General features: G+C 62.5%; 17 protein-coding genes. 2 read left to right on the forward strand and 15 right to left on the reverse strand.

The window, feature by feature from the left end; all coding sequences use genetic code 11:
* Positions 1-191: 191 nt before the first annotated feature.
* The 7 genes from EGJ22_RS15310 to gcl form a co-directional block, all read right to left on the reverse strand.
* On the reverse strand, positions 192-1,013 hold the full coding sequence (locus EGJ22_RS15310; protein WP_009683949.1) for an ion transporter: 822 nt from the start codon (positions 1,011-1,013) through the stop codon (positions 192-194).
* A gap of 44 nt (positions 1,014-1,057) precedes the next feature.
* Positions 1,058-1,930, reverse strand: coding sequence for an urea transporter (locus EGJ22_RS15315; RefSeq protein ID WP_009683948.1), 873 nt, complete (start codon positions 1,928-1,930; stop codon positions 1,058-1,060).
* Between the two features lie 185 nt (positions 1,931-2,115).
* Positions 2,116-3,531 (reverse strand): pyruvate kinase, encoded by a 1,416-nt coding sequence (gene pyk, locus EGJ22_RS15320; RefSeq protein WP_125920312.1) that lies wholly within the window; start codon positions 3,529-3,531, stop codon positions 2,116-2,118.
* The gene (locus tag EGJ22_RS15325) at positions 3,528-4,802 is read right to left on the reverse strand and encodes a glycerate kinase (RefSeq protein ID WP_009683946.1); all 1,275 of its coding nucleotides are present in this window, start codon (positions 4,800-4,802) and stop codon (positions 3,528-3,530) included. The genes pyk and EGJ22_RS15325 overlap by 4 nt, the downstream gene beginning before the upstream one ends.
* 194 nt (positions 4,803-4,996) lie before the next feature.
* Complete coding sequence (locus tag EGJ22_RS15330; RefSeq protein WP_009683945.1) at positions 4,997-5,890, reverse strand: 2-hydroxy-3-oxopropionate reductase; 894 nt, start codon at positions 5,888-5,890, stop codon at positions 4,997-4,999.
* Positions 5,891-6,048: 158 nt separating this feature from the next.
* The gene (gene hyi, locus EGJ22_RS15335; protein WP_009683944.1) at positions 6,049-6,831 is read right to left on the reverse strand and encodes a hydroxypyruvate isomerase; all 783 of its coding nucleotides are present in this window, start codon (positions 6,829-6,831) and stop codon (positions 6,049-6,051) included.
* 53 nt (positions 6,832-6,884) lie between these two features.
* The gene (gcl, locus tag EGJ22_RS15340; RefSeq protein WP_125920313.1) at positions 6,885-8,660 is read right to left on the reverse strand and encodes a glyoxylate carboligase; all 1,776 of its coding nucleotides are present in this window, start codon (positions 8,658-8,660) and stop codon (positions 6,885-6,887) included.
* A gap of 256 nt (positions 8,661-8,916) precedes the next feature.
* Between gcl and EGJ22_RS15345 the strand changes: the two genes are divergently transcribed.
* Positions 8,917-9,357 (forward strand): heme-binding protein, encoded by a 441-nt coding sequence (locus EGJ22_RS15345; protein WP_009683941.1) that lies wholly within the window; start codon positions 8,917-8,919, stop codon positions 9,355-9,357.
* Between the two features lie 128 nt (positions 9,358-9,485).
* Here the strand turns inward: EGJ22_RS15345 and EGJ22_RS15355 are convergent, their stop codons facing one another.
* Entirely contained in the window at positions 9,486-10,097 is a 612-nt protein-coding gene (locus tag EGJ22_RS15355; RefSeq protein ID WP_009683940.1) for a TetR/AcrR family transcriptional regulator, read from the reverse strand.
* A gap of 132 nt (positions 10,098-10,229) precedes the next feature.
* Here EGJ22_RS15355 and EGJ22_RS15360 point away from each other — a divergent pair, with 132 nt between their 5' ends.
* Complete coding sequence (locus tag EGJ22_RS15360) at positions 10,230-11,144, forward strand: DUF808 domain-containing protein (protein WP_009683939.1); 915 nt, start codon at positions 10,230-10,232, stop codon at positions 11,142-11,144.
* Between the two features lie 138 nt (positions 11,145-11,282).
* Here the strand turns inward: EGJ22_RS15360 and EGJ22_RS15370 are convergent, their stop codons facing one another.
* The 7 genes from EGJ22_RS15370 to puuE form a co-directional block, all read right to left on the reverse strand.
* Positions 11,283-12,065, reverse strand: coding sequence for an outer membrane protein OmpK (locus tag EGJ22_RS15370; protein WP_009683938.1), 783 nt, complete (start codon positions 12,063-12,065; stop codon positions 11,283-11,285).
* 351 nt (positions 12,066-12,416) lie between these two features.
* Positions 12,417-13,202, reverse strand: a complete 786-nt coding sequence (locus EGJ22_RS15375; RefSeq protein WP_009683937.1) for an outer membrane protein OmpK — start codon at positions 13,200-13,202, stop codon at positions 12,417-12,419.
* Positions 13,203-13,355: 153 nt separating this feature from the next.
* Positions 13,356-14,711, reverse strand: coding sequence for a nucleobase:cation symporter-2 family protein (locus tag EGJ22_RS15380; protein WP_009683936.1), 1,356 nt, complete (start codon positions 14,709-14,711; stop codon positions 13,356-13,358).
* A 159-nt stretch (positions 14,712-14,870) separates the two neighbouring features.
* Positions 14,871-16,190 carry a urate hydroxylase PuuD gene (locus tag EGJ22_RS15385; RefSeq protein WP_029885695.1) on the reverse strand — a complete coding sequence of 440 codons (1,320 nt, stop codon included), beginning with the start codon at positions 16,188-16,190 and terminating at the stop codon, positions 14,871-14,873.
* Positions 16,191-16,235: 45 nt separating this feature from the next.
* The gene (locus EGJ22_RS15390; protein WP_009683933.1) at positions 16,236-16,739 is read right to left on the reverse strand and encodes an ureidoglycolate lyase; all 504 of its coding nucleotides are present in this window, start codon (positions 16,737-16,739) and stop codon (positions 16,236-16,238) included.
* 49 nt (positions 16,740-16,788) lie between these two features.
* Positions 16,789-17,304 (reverse strand): 2-oxo-4-hydroxy-4-carboxy-5-ureidoimidazoline decarboxylase, encoded by a 516-nt coding sequence (uraD, locus tag EGJ22_RS15395; RefSeq protein ID WP_009683932.1) that lies wholly within the window; start codon positions 17,302-17,304, stop codon positions 16,789-16,791.
* On the reverse strand, positions 17,304-18,230 hold the full coding sequence (gene puuE / locus EGJ22_RS15400) for an allantoinase PuuE (protein WP_009683931.1): 927 nt from the start codon (positions 18,228-18,230) through the stop codon (positions 17,304-17,306). The genes uraD and puuE overlap by 1 nt, the downstream gene beginning before the upstream one ends.
* Positions 18,231-18,336: the final 106 nt, after the last annotated feature.

The raw sequence follows: 18,336 nt of genomic DNA on the forward strand, positions 1-18,336 counted from the left end.
AACAAACGTAGGAGCGAGCGCAGCTCGCGATTGCGCCGCGCGGGCGGCGCTCGATCTCACAGGCGCTGAAGATGCTCTGGCTACCCTTGCCAGGAACCATAGAATCTCCCACAAGTATTGCACAAGGGTCAGTCCCGGTGGTGCACATTGTGGGAGCTGGCTCGCCGGCAACAGGGCCCGATCGGGCAACATCACTGTTTGGGGAATAACCCACTCCCACACCGCGAGCAGAACGCCGCGCTTTGTTCATGGGTCTTTTTCTTGCAGACCGGGCAATCATGCTGCAGCTGCTCACCCCGCATGGCGTTGGCCAGCTCTGCGGTAAAGATCCCGGTCGGCACGGCAATGATCGAATAACCGATGATCATCACCATCGACGAAATTACCTGCCCCAAGGGCGTCTTCGGCACGATGTCGCCAAAGCCCACGGTGGTCAGGGTGACGATCGCCCAGTAGATGCCCTTGGGAATGCTGGTGAAACCGTGCTCCGGCCCTTCGATCACATACATCAGCGTGCCGAACACCGTGACCAGGGTCGATACCGTGACCAGGAACACGATGATCTTCTGCTTGCTGCCGCGCAGCGCGTCGATCAGGTAATGGGCCTGCTTGAGGTACGGGCTGAGCTTGAGTACGCGGAAGATCCGCAGCATGCGGATGACGCGGACGATCAACAGGTATTGGGCGTCGCTGTAATAAAGCGCGATGATCCCCGGCACGATCGCCAGTAAATCGACCAGCCCATAGAAACTGAAGGCATAGCGCAGCGGCTTGGGCGAGCAGTACAGGCGGGTGAGGTACTCGGCCAGGAAGATCGCGGTAAAGCCCCATTCGATACCGGCCAGCAGGCCGGCGTAGCCCTGGTGGACTTCGTCGATGCTGTCGAGGATCACCGTGACCAGGCTGGCCAGGATGATCAGCAGCAGGATTTTATCGAAGCGCCTGCCAGCGACGGTGTCGGTCTGGAAGACCATGATGTAAAGCCGCTCGCGCAGGCTTGCAGGGTTGTTCATTGGCTCATTCCGTAGTGCGATGGGCTGAGCCTAGGGGCTGTGTATCAGCTGTGCAAGCGGCTGGCGTCGCGCTGCTTGGGCTGGGCCAGCTGGCAGCCCAGGTGCATCAGCCAGCAGGCGGCGACGAAGGGTGCGGTGAGGCCGGGCAGCGGCAACAGCTTGAACAGTGATTGCAACAGCAACGCCAGGGCAATTGCCAGCAGTGTGACCCATGGCTTTTCACCTTGCCTGCTGAAGGCCAGCGCCGCCAGCGCGGCGTTGAAGCCAGCCAGGCCCATCCACGCTGCTTGCGCCTGGTCTGTGAGCAGCGCCATGCCGCCCCCGATGGCCGAGCCAATTACCGCCCACACCGCCGCATAGGGTTGGGCGATGAACATGCCGACGATGATCAGCAACCCGGCCAACGGCTGGTCGAGCAGGAAGATTTGCCCTATGCCGCGGGCCAGGGCGTACAGCGGTTCGGCTTCGACGAAGGCGGTCATCGAGGGTTCGGCGAGCAACAGCGTGCCCCAGCCCAACAGCACGAACGGTGCGGTATAGGCAACCAGCAGCTTGCCGCCGCGCTTGCGCCATTGGTGGGTGATGATGCTCGAAAGGCCGCCAGCGGCAATGATCAAGGGCGGCAGGATGGCCGACCAGGGCAGCACGGCGCTGATCAGGATGCCGATGAGTACGCCGTTGTAGCAGTACAGCCCGGCCTGGCGGTCGGCACGGTCGTAGCCGCGGCGCTGGGCAGTGAGCAGGCCGGCGAGGGCGCCGAGCAGGGCGCCGCCGACCAGGTCGGGCGCAGTCAGCAGGATGGCCAGCAGGCAGCACAGGCCGCACAGGGGGTTGCGCAGCAGCAGCACCTGGCTGAAGCCGTTGAGTAACGCCGTGGCCCAGTCGGGGCACGGGTTGACGAAATGTTTGCTGTACATGGGGCAGTCAGTGAAGTGGATGGGGAGCGGTGGGCCTCTTTGGGCCTCGGTTTTCCGCGATTCTTTGCTTCACCACCGACCCTGTGGGAGCGGGCGTGCCCGCGAAAGGGCCAGCAGGGTCAACGAAGTTGCCTGGACTGACGCATTCGCGGGCACGCCCGCTCCCACAGGGGCTATGCAGTGGCTTAGATCAGTGTTTCGATCCGCAGCGTGTTGGTCGACCCAGGTTTGCCGAACGGCACCCCGGCAGTGATCAGCAGTGTGTCGCCCCGGCTGGCCATGCCTTGTGCCTGGGCAATTTCCAGGGCCGTGGAGACCACCTCATCCACCTGGCGCAGGCGGTCATTGACCACCGAGTGCACACCCCAGGCCACGCTCAGGCGCCGCGCGGTGTTCAGGTTGGGCGTAAGGTTGAGGATCGGTGCCCGTGGCCGTTCACGCGAAGCGCGCAGGGTGGAGGCGCCCGACTCGCTGTAGTTGACCAGCACCGCCACCGGGAGGATGCCGCTGATACGGCGGATTGCGCAGCTGATGGCGTCCGACACGGTGGCTTCGGCCTTGGGCCGGCCGACATCGTGCTGCGCCTGGTAGTCCGGGCCGTTCTCGACCTGGCGAATGATCTTGCTCATCATCTGCACAGCCTCCAGCGGGTAATCCCCCGAGGCAGTTTCGGCCGACAGCATCACCGCGTCGGCACCCTCGGCCACGGCGTTGGCCACGTCGGTGACTTCGGCACGGGTCGGTGCCGGCGAGAAACGCATCGATTCGAGCATCTGCGTGGCCACCACCACTGGCTTGCCCAGCTGGCGGCAGGTGCCAATGATGCGCTTCTGGATCTGCGGCACGCTTTCGGCCGGCACTTCCACGCCCAGGTCCCCACGGGCCACCATGATGGCGTCGGCCAGTTCGGCGATGGCTTGCAGATGCTCGACTGCCGACGGTTTCTCGATTTTGGCCATCAGGTAGGCGCGGCCGCCAATCAGCTGGCGCGCTTCAACGATGTCTTCAGGGCGCTGCACGAACGACAGGGCGACCCAGTCCACGCCCAGCTCCAGGCCGAAGGCCAGGTCGCGGCGGTCTTTTTCGGTGAGCGGCGAGAGGTCGAGCACCGCTTGCGGTACGTTGACGCCCTTGCGGTCCGACAGCTCACCACCGTTCAGCACTTCGGTGTCGATCGCGTCGCTGTGCTTGGCGGTTACCCGCAGGCGCAGCTTGCCGTCGTCCAGCAGCAGGTCCATGCCTGGCTCCAGGGCGGCGATGATCTCGGGGTGCGGCAGGTTGACCCGGTGGTTATCGCCCGGGGTGTTGTCCAGGTCCAGGCGCAGGGCCTGGCCGCGTTGCAGCTGGACCTTGCCTTCGGCAAAGCGGCCGACCCGTAGCTTGGGCCCTTGCAGGTCCATGAGAATACCCAGGGGGTAGTTCAACTGCTGCTCGACTTCGCGGATCCACTGGTAGCGCAGGGCGTGGTCGGCGTGTTCGCCGTGGCTGAAATTGAGGCGGAAGATGTTCACCCCCGCTTCGACCAGTTGGCGGATGTCGTCGATGCCTTCGATCGCCGGGCCGAGGGTGGCGAGGATCTTCACTTTTTTATCAGGCGTCATGATTGGGCAGTCTCGAGGATCAGGATGGCGCGGAAGTCGTTGACGTTGGTGCGGGTCGGCTCGGTGACGATCAGTGCGTCCAGCGCGGCGAAGTAGCCATAGCCGTTGTTGTTGTCCAGCTCATCGCTGGCCGACAGGCCCAGGGCTTCGGCGCAGGCGTAACTGGCCGGGGTCATGAAGGCGCCGGCGTTTTCTTCCGAGCCGTCAATACCGTCGGTGTCACCGGCCAAGGCGTACACGCCCGGCAGCCCTTTCAGGCTTTCGGTGAGGCTGAGCAGGAACTCGGCATTGCGCCCGCCACGGCCATTGCCGCGCACGGTCACGGTGGTTTCGCCACCGGACAAGATCACGCAGGGCGCCTTCAGCGGCTGGCCGTGCAGCACGATCTGCCGGGCGATGCCGGCATGCACCTTGGCCACTTCCCGCGATTCGCCTTCCAGGTCGCCGAGGATCAGCGGGCTGAAGCCTGCCTGGCGAGCTTTGACTGCGGCGGCTTCCAGCGACTGCTGGGGCTTGGCAATCAGCTGGAAGTGGCTGCGGGCCAGGGCCGGGTCGTCGGCCTTGACGGTTTCCGAGGCCGGGTTGTTGAGCCAGTCGATCACCGCTTTTGGCGCTTCGATGTTGTAGCGCTTGAGAATGGCCAGGGCATCGGCCGAGGTGCTCGGGTCGGCCACGGTGGGGCCGGAAGCGATTACCGTGGCGAGGTCGCCGGGTACATCGGAGATGGCATAGGTGTAGACCGTTGCCGGCCAGCAAGCCTTGGCCAGGCGCCCGCCCTTGATCGCCGAGAGGTGCTTGCGCACGCAGTTCATCTCGCCGATGGTGGCGCCGGATTTCAGCAGTGCTTTGTTGATCTGCTGCTTGTCGGCCAGGGTCAGGCCCTCGGCGGGCAGGGCCAGCAGGGCAGAGCCACCGCCGGAGAGCAGGAATATGACGCGGTCTTCTTCATTGAGGTTGCTGACCAGTTCCAGCACGCGCTTGGCCACGGCCAGGCCGGCGGCATCCGGGACCGGGTGGGCGGCTTCGACCACCTCGATCTTCTGGCAGTTGGCGCCGTGGCCGTAACGGGTGACGACCAGGCCGGAGACTTCGCCCTGCCAGCTTTTCTCGACCACTTCGGCCATGGCGGCTGCGGCCTTGCCGGCGCCGATGACGATGACCCGGCCGCTACGGTCGGCGGGCAGGTAGGGTTCGAGAACTTGACGGGGGTGGGCGGCGGCGATGGCTGTGTCGAACAGGTCGCGGAGAATTTTTTGCGGATCGACCGACATGGCAGGCTCCCAATTATTGTTGTTCTGCACAATCAAAAACGCCCCTGGAACTGCCTCCGTGCAGGCCGAACCAGGGGCGGTCTCCACAGCTGCGAGCTGCGAGCTGCAAGCTACAAGCTACAAGCAAAAGCAGATCTGCTCTCGCTTGTCGCTTGTCGCTTGTCGCTTGCCACTTGAGGCTCACAGCTTGAAGCTTATTTCTCGTCGCGGATCGAGAAGTTGGCCATGTGCTCCAGGCCTTTGATCAGCGCCGAGTGGTCCCAGTTGCCGCCACCCAGGGCCTGGCAGGTGTTGAACACTTGCTGGGCATTGGAGGTGTTGGGCAGGTTGATGCCCAGCTCCTTGGCGCCTTGCAGGGCCAGGTTCAGGTCCTTCTGGTGCAGGTTGATGCGGAAGCCCGGGTCGAAGGTGCCCTTGATCATGCGCTCGGCATGCACCTCGAGGATTTTCGACGAGGCAAAGCCACCCATCAGCGCTTCACGCACCTTGGCCGGGTCGGCGCCGTTCTTGGCGGCGAACAGCAGCGCTTCGCTGACAGCCTGGATATTCAGGGCGACGATGATCTGGTTGGCCACCTTGGCGGTCTGGCCGTCACCGTTGCCACCCACGCGGGTGATGTTCTTGCCCATGGCCTGGAACAGTGGCAGGGCGCGCTCGAAGGCGTTCGGGCAGCCGCCAACCATGATGCTCAGGGTGGCGGCCTTGGCACCTACTTCGCCACCGGACACCGGGGCGTCCAGGTAGGCGGCGCCGGTGGCCTTGATTTTTTCGGCGAAGGATTTGGTGGCGGTAGGGGAGATCGAGCTCATGTCGATCACCACCTTGTTGGGGCCCACGCCTTCGGCCACGCCGTTGTCACCGAACAGCACGCTTTCCACTTGTGGGGTGTCCGGCACCATGACGATGATGAACTCGGCTTCCTGGGCCACTTCTTTCGGGTTGGCCAGGGCCACTGCACCGGCGGCGATCAGGTCGGCTGGCGCGGCGTCGTGGTGGGTGGAAACGAAAATGCTGTGCCCTGCTTTTTGCAGGTTCTGGGCCATGGGCTTGCCCATGATGCCGGTGCCGATGAAACCGATTTTAGCCATGAGAATATGCCTCTTTGTATTTGTGATGTCTCAAGCTGTGGGAGCGGGCATGCCCGCGAAACAGGCGACTCGGTGGATGGCACCGGCTATGCCGGTGTTCGCGGGCATGCCCGCTCCCACAGGGTTTCGTGTTTCACAGGGCGCTAGCGTTCAGCCGTTCAGATTGCGTTATGGGTCTTCAGCCAGCCCAGGCCTGCTTCGGTGGTGGTCAGCGGTTTGTATTCCGCGCCCACCCAGCCCTGGTAGCCGATGCGGTCCAGGTGTTCGAACAGGAAGCGGTAGTTGATCTCCCCGGTGCCTGGCTCGTTGCGGCCGGGGTTGTCGGCCAACTGGATGTGGTTGATCGACTTCAGGTTGGCTTCCATGGTCCGGGCCAGGTCACCTTCCATGATCTGCATGTGGTAGATGTCGTACTGCAGGAACAGGTTGTCGCTGCCTACCTCGGCCTGAATTTCCAGGGCCTGCTGGGTGGTATTGAGGTAGAAGCCAGGGATGTCGCGGGTGTTGATCATTTCCATGACCAGGCGGATGCCGGCGGCCTGGAGTTTGTCTGCGGCATACTTGAGGTTGGCGACGAAGGTCTTGCGCACGTCGGCACACTGCAGGCCTTGTGGGCGAATGCCGGCCAGGGCGTTGACCTGGGTATTGCCCAGCACCTTGGCATATTCGATGGCCTTGTCGACCCCCGCGCGGAATTCTTCGACGCGGTCGGGGTGGCAGGTGATCCCGCGCTCGCCTTTGGCCCAGTCACCGGCTGGCAGGTTGAACAGCACCTGGGTCAGGCCGTTGGCGTCCAGCTGCTGCTTGATTTCAGCCGCGCTGTAGTCGTACGGGAAGAGGTATTCGACGCCGCTGAAGCCAGCATCGGCGGCAGCCTTGAAGCGGGCCAGGAAGTCCTGTTCGGTGAACAGCATGGACAGGTTGGCAGCGAAGCGAGGCATAGGTGTCTCCTTGCGGTGAAGGCCCCCAGGGCATGCCTGGGGGCGTCAGGCGATCAGTCCAGCATCGAGATGGCGGTTGGCGCGTCGTTGCCGACCAGAGCCAAGTCTTCGAATTCGTTGACCGCGTTGATCTCGGTGCCCATGGAAATGTTGGTGACGCGCTCGAGAATCACCTCGACCACCACCGGTACGCGGAACTCTTCGGCCATCTTCTGCGCCTTGATCAGGGCAGGGGCGATCTCGGCCGGTTCGAACACGCGCAGGGCCTTGCAGCCCAGGCCTTCGACCACGGCCACGTGGTCAACGCCGTAGGTGGCAGCGTCGGTCGAGTTGATGTTCTCGAACGCCAGTTGTACACAGTAATCCATGTCGAAGCCACGCTGCGCCTGGCGGATCAGGCCCAGGTAGGCGTTGTTCACCAGCACATGAACGTACGGCAGGTTGAACTGTGCGCCCACCGCCAGCTCTTCGATCATGAACTGGAAGTCGTAGTCACCCGACAGCGCCACGACCTTGCGCTGCGGATCAGCCTTGACCACGCCCAGTGCCGCAGGGATGGTCCAGCCCAGCGGGCCGGCCTGGCCGCAGTTGATCCAGTGGCGTGGCTTGTACACGTGCAGGAACTGCGCGCCCGCAATCTGCGACAGGCCAATGGTGCTGACGTAGCAGGTGTCCTTGCCGAACACCTGGTTCATTTCTTCGTACACGCGCTGCGGCTTGACCGGCACATTGTCGAAGTGGGTCTTGCGCTGCAGGCTGGCCCTGCGCTGCTGGCAGTCTTCCAGCCAGGCCTTGCGGCATTTCAGCTTGCCAGCGGCTTGCCATTCGCGGGCGACTTCCAGGAGTACGTCCAGCGCCTTGCCAGCGTCGGAAACGATCCCCAGGTCCGGGGTGAACACGCGGCCGATTTGGGTCGGTTCGATGTCCACGTGGACGAATTTGCGGCCCTCGGTGTAGACGTCCACGGAGCCGGTGTGGCGGTTGGCCCAGCGGTTACCGATACCGAACACCAGGTCCGACTTGAGCAGGGTGGCGTTGCCGTAGCGGTGCGACGTCTGCAGGCCGACCATGCCGACCATCTGCGCGTGGTCGTCCGGCATGGTGCCCCAGCCCATCAGGGTCGGGATTACCGGTACGCCGGTCAGTTCAGCGAACGCCACCAGTTTGTCGCTGGCGTCGGCGTTGATGATGCCGCCGCCGGCGACCAGCAGCGGGCGCTCGGCGTCATTGAGCATGGCCAGGGCTTTTTCGGCCTGCACGCGGGTGGCGGCAGGTTTGTTGATGGCCAGCGGCTCGTAGGCGTCGATGTCGAATTCGATTTCGGCCATCTGCACGTCGAACGGCAGGTCGATCAGCACCGGGCCTGGGCGGCCGGTGCGCATTTCGTAGAAGGCTTTCTGGAAGGCGTAAGGCACCTGGCCTGGCTCCAGCACCGTGGTCGCCCACTTGGTCACCGGCTTGACGATGCTGGTGATATCGACAGCCTGGAAGTCTTCCTTGTGCAGGCGCGCACGCGGGGCCTGACCAGTGATGCAGAGAATAGGAATGGAGTCGGCCGAGGCACTGTACAAGCCGGTGACCATGTCGGTGCCGGCAGGGCCGGAGGTGCCGATGCACACACCGATGTTGCCCGGGTTGGCGCGGGTGTAGCCCTCGGCCATGTGCGAGGCACCTTCGACGTGGCGAGCGAGGACGTGATCGATGCCACCGACTTTCTTCAGGGCCGAGTACAGCGGATTGATGGCAGCCCCCGGGATGCCGAACGCGGTATCTACACCTTCACGGCGCATGACCAGAACGGCTGCATCGATTGCTCTCATTTTGCTCATGGTTTGTGCCTCATTGATTTTGTAATTGTATACAACTTGCTTTGCGGTAGAGTGTATTCACGCCTGGCGCTGTAGGTCAATGGGTTTTCATCGGTTGACTTGGCTTTCCTCAGAGCGCCCATGAAAACGGGAGTTTGCGTGATCGCATACGATCGTTTCAAAATATTGTATACAAAAACAATCCTCGTTGTGTTCTATTTGTTCATCGGTTTTCAACTGCCCTCAGGGCTTCTCACAACAAGAAGAGGACCTTTTCATGAACGCTTTGAACCTGAAAGTCGCCGTTGGGCTGGTAAACGCCGCGCTGGCGGCGGGCCGCAAGATCAACGCGGCGCCGCTGACCGTGGCGGTGCTGGATGCTGGCGGCCACCTGCTGGCGCTGCAGCGCGAAGATGGCGCCAGCCTGATCCGCCCGGAAGTGGCCACCGGCAAAGCCTGGGGTGCGATAGCCCTGGGCAAGGGCTCGCGCTTGCTGGCGCTGGATGCGCAGCAGCGGCCGGCGTTTTTTGCCGCGCTGAACGGGATGGGTGAACGGCCGGTGGTGCCGGCGCCGGGGGGCGTGCTGATTCGTGATCAGGACGGCAAGGTACTGGGTGCTGTCGGGATCAGCGGCGATACGTCGGATATCGACGAACAGTGCGCGATCAGTGCGATCGAGGAGGTGGGGTTGCTGGCGGATGCCGGAGTAGCGGCGTAAAGCTCAAGATAGCCGGGGCCGCGTTGCGGCCCTTTCGCGACACAAGGCCGCTCCTACGGGGAATCGCGTGACCCTGTAGGAGCGGCCTTGTGTCGCGAAAGGGCTGCAAAGCAGCCCCACTGGCCCTGTCAGGCCAGCTCGGGCTCACAGCCCTTGAGCACCATGCGGATGATGGTCTCGGCTGCTGCGTCATAATCGCTGTCGGCCAGCTTGGCCTTGCCGGTCACTGCAGAAATCTGCCAGTCGAAATCGGCATAGGTCTGGGTGGCCGCCCAGATGCTGAACATCAGGTGGTGCGCATCTACATGGGCGATCTGCCCGTTGTCGATCCAGCGCTGGATGCACTCGATGTTGTGCCGGGCCTGCTCGTTCAACTGCGCCACCTGGTTCGGTGACAGGTGCGGGGCACCGTGCATGATCTCGCTGGCAAATACCTTGGAGGCATGGGGCAAGTCGCGGGAAATGCGGATTTTCGAGCGAATGTAGGCGCTCAGCACTTCTTTCGGGTCACCGTCGGCATTGAACGGCGTGGACGCCTGCATGATCGGCGCGATGATGCTTTCCAGCACCTCGCGGTAGAGGTTGTCCTTGGACTTGAAATAGTAATACACGTTCGGCTTGGGCAAGCCGGCCTTGGCCGCAATATCGCTGGTCTTGGTGGCCGCGAAGCCCTTGTCGGCGAATTCCTCGCTGGCTGCGCGCAGGATCAATTCCTTGTTGCGCTCGCGAATGGTGCTCATGGTCAGGGATCTTCCTCGTGTCTGGCCACCTCTAAGAGGGATCGGGCATGGTAGCACCGGGCCCGACGGGCGCTCAAGGCAGCGGCTTTGGGCTAGAATTCTGGGCAATTACTCATTCGGATGCAGGCAAACATGGCAGGAAGCAGTCTACTGGTACTGATCGACGATATCGCCACGTTGCTGGACGATGTTTCGCTGATGACCAAAGTGGCAGCAAAAAAAACCGCAGGCGTGCTGGGCGATGACCTGGCGCTCAATGCCCAGCAGGTGACGGGTGTGCGGGCTGATCGTGAACTGCCGGTGGTGTGGGCGGTGGCCAAGGGTTCGTTGATGAACAAGGCCATTCTGGTACCGGCGGCCCTGCTGATCAGCGCTTTCATCCCTTGGGCGGTCACGCCCTTGCTGATGCTGGGTGGCGCGTATCTGTGCTTCGAGGGCTTCGAGAAGCTGGCGCACAAGTTCTTGCACAGCAAAGAAGACGACGAGGCGCAAAAGGCTGCGCGCAAACAGGCTGTGGCCGATGCCAATGTCGACCTGGTGGCGTATGAGAAAGCCAAGATCAAAGGGGCTGTGCGTACCGACTTCATCCTGTCGGCGGAAATCATCGCCATTACCCTGGGCATCGTCGCCGACTCGCCGCTGCCACAGCAGGTGATCGTGCTGTCGGGCATCGCGGTGGTAATGACCTTGGGCGTTTACGGGGTGGTGGGCGGCATTGTCAAACTGGACGACCTCGGGCTGTGGATGACCAAGCGGGCGTCGGGCGTGGCTCAGGCGGTAGGCAATGGCATATTGCGCGCGGCACCCTACATGATGAAAGGCCTGTCGGTGGTCGGCACGGCGGCGATGTTCCTGGTGGGTGGCGGGATTCTGGTGCATGGCATCGCGCCGCTGCATCACGCGGTCGAAGCGTTCAGCGAGGGGCGCGGTGGTGGGCTTACCGTGGCGTTGCTCAATGGCGTGGCCGGGGTGGTGGCCGGGGCCGTGGTGCTGGCGGTGGTGGCGGTGGCCGGCAAGTTGTGGCGGGCGGTTCGGCCGGCCAGCTAGTGCGCATGGCCGGGACGTTGCGCCGGTTCGCGGGCACGCCCGCTCCCACAGGTACAGTGTCTGCCTTGGGCGGAGCGCGGACCCTGTGGGAGCGGGCGTGCCCGCGAATGGGCCGCAGCGCGGCCCCGAGGGCTCAGGTCAGAAGTGCACCTTGACCAGGAAGCTCATGGTGTTCTGGTCGGTGGTGAAGGCATCGCTGTCCTTGATGCCGTACTTGTTCTTCCAGTAGTCATACTCCACACCCACGTACAACTGCTTCTCGCCAAAGTGCAGCGCCTTGCCCAGGTCGTACTTGATCTGCGGGTTGAAGTGCAGGTTGGCGTGGTAGGTGCCACGGCGGTTCTGGTCGTTGTCGACCACCCAGTCCATGAAGCCGTCGATCAGTACGTCGGAATCCCCGACCGGGATGGTATACGACCACACCGGCGTGATCTGCCACACATTGTCGCCGGCACGGCTGCCGTCGGTGGTGCGGTTGTAGAAGTTCAGCTGGAAGTAGTCGAAACCGGGGATGGCCAGGTCGAAGCCCGGGCCGATCAGGTACGACTCGGTATCACCCTCGCCAAACTCGTAGGTCATGGCCAGCAGCACGTCTTTGACCGGGCCGAACTCCAGCTTCTGGTCGAAGATCTTGCCAAACGACAGGCGTGGGCTGATCTCGCCATAGTAGGTGTTCGGGCCGTTGCCCTCGTCCTTCTGGCCCTGGTAGAAGATCTTGTCGACAAAGATGAAGTTGTCGCCGTACTTCCAGCCATCGGCATGTTCGAAGGTCACGGTTTGCTGGGTTGGCGGGTTGACCTTGAAGTTCTTGCCCCACAGGTAGGTCAGGCTGTTGTTCTGCCATTGCAGCAAGTCACCGCCGAAGGTGGTGCCGCAGGCCAGCAGGCCGCCAGCAAGGATCAGGCTGTTGATGGTACGCATTGCGAGTGTCGCTCCCTTGTTTGATCTGTTGTCTACGCTCGTTGTTGGCGCTTTTTGTCTTTTGAGTCAGCTTTTTTCGATAGGCCACAGCTGTTTGGCAAGGGTTGGGCCAACTTTTCCGGGTTGGCAAAACCTTCCTGCTCGACTTCGTTCTGAACGGATGAAAAGGGTCTTTCAGGCTGGCAACACGTTCGCCAACCGCCCGTATTCATTGACTGAGCGGTCAGTAAACGCAGGCAGAATCCGTTCTGCCCTGATCGAGGGGGCGCGCAGATTACTGGCTTGCGCGCCGCGCCTCAAGTGCTCCGTCCTGGAGCGCTGTGAATCAAACTTGTGCGTTTGGTCAACTTCTTAGAAGTGTACCTTGATCAGCGCGCTCGCCACGCTCTGGTTGCTGTCCAGGTTGCCGCGGCTGTCGATGCCGTACTTGTCCTTCCAGTAGCTGTACTCGAAGCCCACATAAAGCTGCTTCGCCCCCAGGTTCAGGGCCTTGCCCAGGTCATATTTGACCTGCGGGTTGAAGTGCAGGTTGGCGTGGTAGGTGCCACGGCGGGTCTGGTCGTTGTCGGTCACCCAGTCCATGTAACCATCGATCAGGATGTCGGACTTGCCCACCGGCAGGGTGTACGACCAGGCGGGGGTGATCTGCCACACATTGTCCCCGGGGCGGCTGCCCTCGGTGTTGCGCACATAGAAGTTGAGGGTGAAGTAGTTGAAGCCCGGGATGGCCAGGTCGAAGCCGGGGCCGATCAGGTAGGCCTCGTTGTCGCCTTCGCCACGTTCGTAGGTCATGGCCAGCAACACATCCTTGACCGGGCCGAACGCCAGTTTGCGGTCGAAGATCTTGCCGAATGACAGGCGCGGGCTGAACTCACCGTAGTAGGTGGTCACGCCCTTGCTGGCGTCTGCTTTGCCGTTGTAGAAAATCTTGTCGACGAACATGAAAGTGTCGCCGTACTTCCATTTGTTGGCGTGCTCGAAGGTAACCGTTTGCTGGATGCTGGGGTTGACCTTGAAGTCCTTGCCGTACAGGTAGGTCAGGCTTTCGCCGTGCCATTGCAGCCATTCGCCCGCGTGGGCAGGAACGGTAGCCAGCAAGCTGCTGCCCAGCAAGAGGGACGTGGTGATGCGTTTCATGTTGTGCTTCCCGGACTTATTGTTTTTTTTGGGTTTTTTTGGCGTGCAGGTGCCCCGGGCGGCCCATTCCGGCGGGCCGACGGTGTAGCGTCTACGACGGTTCGAGACCGGAGCGGCAACAGGCCGCTCCCGTTCACTCGAAGGGGTTTTGCCTCAGTGCTGGTGACAGGCGTCGTTGTGCACCGCGCGGTCGGCACCGCCCAGAATGTTGAACAGCACGTTCAACACCAGGGCGCTGACCGTGGCCATGGCGATGCCACTGTGGGTGATGGGCTCCATCCACTGCGGCATCTGCGCGAAGAACTCCGGGCGCACCACGGGGATCAGGCCGAAGCCCACGCTTACCGCAACCAGCAACTGGTTGCGGCGGTCGCCGATGTCGGCTTCCTGGAGGATCTTGATCCCGGTAGCGGTCACCATGCCGAACATGGCGATCGACGCCCCACCCAGTACCGCGGGCGGGATCGATGCGATCAGAAACGCTGCCTTGGGCAGCAGGCTGAGCAGAATCAGCAGGGCGCCGGCCACGATGGTGACAAAGCGGCAGCGGACCCCGGTCATTTGCACCAGGCCGATGTTCTGGGCGAACGACGAGTGGGTGAAGGTGTTGAAAAAGCCGGCGATGAACGAGGCACCGGCATCGCACAGCAGGCCGCGGCGGAGCATGCCTGGGGTGACTTCGCGGTCGGTCACCTTGCCCAGGGCCAGGAACATGCCCGTGGACTCGACGAAGATGATCACCACCACCAGGCACATGGACAGGATCGGTGCCAGGCTGAAAGTCGGCATGCCGAAGTGCAGGGGCGTCACCACCTGCAACCACGGCGCTTCACTCAGGCCTGACAGGTCGACCATGCCGATGGTGCCGGCCAGCACGTAGCCCAGGCCCATGCCAACCAGCACCGACACATTGACCCAGAAGCCGCGCATGAAGCGGTTGATCAGCAGGATCACGGCCAGCACCAGGCCGGCCACCAGCAGGTAGATCGGCGAGCCGAACGTACTGGCATCCTGGCCGCCGCCGGCCCAGTTGACCGCTACCGGGAACAGCGACAGGCCAATCGAGGTGATCACCGTTCCGGTGACCAGTGGTGGGAAGAAGCGCACGACCTTGGACATGAACGGTGCGATCAGCATGCCGAAGAAGCCGGCGGCGATGGTCGCGCCGAAGATCCCCTGCAGGCCTACACCGGGCATGCCGGCCATGGCCACCATGCTGCCCACGGCTGCGAAACTGGCACCCATCATCACTGGCATGCGGATGCCCACCGGGCCGATACCGAACGACTGGATGATGGTGGCGACGCCAGCGACCAGCAGGTCGGCGTTGATCAGGAAAGCGACTTCTTCACGGGACAGCCCGGCGGCCTGGCCAATGATCAGCGGCACAGCGATGGCGCCACCGTACATCAGCAAAACGTGTTGCAGGCCAACCAGGAACAGTTGGAACAGGGGCAAGGGTTCGCGCGGTGGCGCAACGGGTATGTACGCCTTGCGGGACTCGGACATGCAGCACCTCGAGTTTTGTTTTTATTCTCGGATCCAAGTGCCAAGCTCCAAGCGGCAAGCTTCAAGAAAAAGCTTGGTATCCGCACTGGAGCCTGGCACTCGATGCTTGCTTCCTACTACGTACAGCTTGAGGCTTGCAGCTTGACGCTTGTGGCTCGATCAGTTGACCTGGGCGCCCTTGGCGATCCAGTCACCGACCAGCTTGCGCTCCTCGGTGGTCATCTGGGTGATGTTGCCCAGCGGCATGATCTGGCTGGCCACTGCCTGCGCCTGAATGCGCGCGGCCTGGGCCTGGATCTGCTGCGGGGTGTCGAACATCACGCCGGCAGGCGCGGCGCTGAACAGTGGGCTGGTCGGCTTGGCCGAGTGGCACACGGTGCAGCGTTCCTGGATGACATTGTGGATCTTGTCGAAGTCGCCAGCACCGGCCTGGGCCGTAGCCTGGGCCGGGGCTTCGGCAGGCGCTGCGGCGGCCTTGGCGGCCTCTTCGGCGCGTTGCTCGGCAGCGGTCTTGCCACCCACAGCCGTAGCCGGCAGAGGCTGGTACTCGATCTTCGCGGCGGCCTGCTCAGGGCTCACTGCCATCGGTTTGGGGCCGGTGACGTAGGCCAGGCAAATCATTGCCAGGGCACCGACAGGCAAGGTCCAGGCGTACTTGTTGCTGTCGTGGCGGGTGTTGAAGTAGTGGCGGATCAGCACCGCAGCTACCGCGATACCGGCCAGGATCAGCCAGTTGTACTGGCTACCGTAGGTGCTCGGGAAGTGGTTGCTGATCATGATGAACAGCACCGGCAGGGTGAAGTAGTTGTTGTGACGCGAGCGCAACAGGCCTTTGGCCGGCAGTACCGGGTCGGGCGTCTGGTTGTTCTCGATCGCGGCCACCAGCTGGCGCTGGGCCGGCATGATGATGCGGAACACGTTGCCGACCATGATGGTGCCGATGATCGCGCCGGTGTGCAGGTAGGCACCGCGGCCGCTGAACACCAGGCTGAAGCCCCAGCAGGCGGCGATGATCAGCACGAACAGCACGGCACCGAGCAACGCCGGCTTCTTGCCCAGCGGCGAGTCGCACAGGAAGTCGTAGATGAACCAGCCGGCGACCAGCGAGCCGATACCGATGGCCACGCCTTCGGCACCGCTGAGGGTACTGCCAGGGGCCAGCAGGTACAGCGTCGGGTTCCAGTAGAACACCACGCACAGCAGGGCGATACCGGACATCCAGGTGAAGTAGGCTTCCCATTTGAACCAGTGCAGGTTCTCGGGCATTTTCGGGGGGGCGAGCTTGTATTTCTCCAGGTGGTAGATACCACCGCCGTGAATCGCCCAGAGATCACCCGACAACCCATCGCGCGGGTTGCTTCGGTTCAGGTGGTTCTCCAGCCAGACGAAGTAGAACGATGCACCGATCCAGGCTACGCCGGTGATCATGTGAACCCAGCGAATGCTCAGGTTCAGCCATTCGTGAAGGTGTGCTTCCACAGTATGTACCTCTGCCGATCACCGAGAACGATGACCGACCTTTTCTTATTGGTGGGGATTGAGGATCAGCATCTGTTCCTCGGTGAAGTAATGCTCATCGCAGTTGTTGCCAGAACCGCTGCGATCAACCACCAGGAAGTCATCCCGCTTTTCGATCGTCAGCACCGGGTGGTGCCAGACGCCGCGATGGTAATTAACGCCCTGCCTGCCATTACTGCGGAAGGCACGGACCAAGCCTGATACAGGTGCATCGCCAATGGGCGCGACCACGATCAGAAAGGGGTTGCCGAGCAGCGGGATGAAAGCCTGGCTGCCCAGCGGGTGGCGTTCCAGCATGCGTACGGTCAGCGGCATGTCCAGCGCATCGGCGCGGAAGATGCTGATGATCGCCTTGTCTTCAGGCTCGGCGGTCTCGACCGTGGCGAGCTTGTGAAAGCGCATGGTCGAGCCATTGTTGATCATGAAGTGGTCGCTGCCGTCGGTTTCGATCACGTCGCCGAAGGGAGCGAAGGCTTCTTTGGTCAGGGGCTCGATCATCAGGGTGCGCATGCGGGTCTCTCTTTTATGTTCGTTGTACTGAATGGGGGTCGGCTGCCGCTTACAGCTGCAGCAGGCGGAACAGGGCGATCAGGTTGATCTGCGCCAAGGCTTCCTTGAATTCGGCCTCGCTGTCGTTGTGGATGCGCTTTTCGAACGCGGCGAGTATCTGGTGCCGGTTGCTGCCTTTTACCGCCATGATGAACGGGAACTGGAACTTGGCCTTGTAGGCATCGTTCAGCTCGGTGAAACGGGCGAACTCTTCGGCGGTGCACTGGTGGATACCGGCGCCGGCCTGTTCGTTGGTGCTCGATGCGGTGAGCTCGCCCTGAATGGCGGCCTTGCCGGCCAAGTCCGGGTGAGCATTGATCAGTGCCAGCTGGTCAGTGTGACTGGCGCTGAGCAGGATATCGCTCATGCGCTGGTGCAGTACCTCGACTTCGTCCAGTTCACCCAACTGGCCCAGGTCGTAGGCTTTTTCGGCGACCCACGGCGAGTGCTCGTAGATGTCGGCGAATACCTCGACGAAGGCGTCGCGGTCCAGGGCGGAGGGCTTGAGGGTCTTGAAGGCGGTCATCAGGCGTTCTCTTTCTTGTACGGGTGGGTGGTGTGCCAGTGGCGGGCGATGTCCACGCGACGGGCGAACCAGACCTGCTCGTGGCTCTTGGCGTAGTCGATGAAGCGCTTGAGCGCAGCCAGGCGCGCCGGGCGGCCGACCAGGCGGCAGTGCAGGCCGATGGAGAGCATCTTCGGCGCTTCGGCGCCTTCGGCATAAAGCACGTCGAACGCGTCTTTCAGGTACTGGAAGAACTGCTCGCCACAGTTGAAACCCTGCACCTGGGTGAAGCGCATGTCGTTGGTGTCCAGGGTGTAGGGGATCACCAGGTGCGGCTTGCCGGTCGGGTTGTTCGGCTCCCAGTAGGGCAGGTCGTCGTCGTAGGTGTCGCTGTCGTAGAGGAAGCCACCTTCCTCCATCACCAGGCGGCGGGTGTTCGGGCCGGTGCGGCCGGTGTACCAGCCCACTGGGCGTTCACCGGTGATTTCGGTGAGGATGCGGATGGCTTCGAGCATGTGCTCGCGCTCCTGGGCCTCATCCATGTACTGGTAGTCGATCCAGCGGTAGCCGTGGCTGCAGATCTCGTGGCCAGCTTCGGCCATGGCGCGGATCACGTCGGGGTGGCGCTGGGCGGCCATGGCCACGGCAAAGATGGTGAGCGGGACGCCGCTGTCCTTGAACAGCTTGAGCAGGCGCCATACACCGGCACGGCTGCCGTACTCATACAGCGACTCCATGCTCATGTTGCGCTGGCCTTGCAGCGGCTGGGCAGCAACCATTTCGGAGAGGAACGCTTCGGACTCCTTGTCGCCGTGCAGGATGTTGCGTTCGCCACCTTCCTCGTAATTGAGCACGAAAGACAGCGCGATGCGAGCGTTGCCCGGCCATTGCGGGTGAGGAGGGTTGTTGCCGTAACCGATCAGGTCGCGAGGATAGTCAGCGCTCACTGCAGTCTTCCTTCTTGTGCGTTGGTGCGGGGGGTGGGCGGGCCGCGTCGGGATGTCGCACCACCGGATGGGCTGATTGTATACAACTTATGAAATCTTTTGTAAG

Source organism: Pseudomonas sp. p99-361 (genome assembly GCF_003935475.1).
GTDB classification, from domain to species: domain Bacteria; phylum Pseudomonadota; class Gammaproteobacteria; order Pseudomonadales; family Pseudomonadaceae; genus Aquipseudomonas; species Aquipseudomonas juntendi.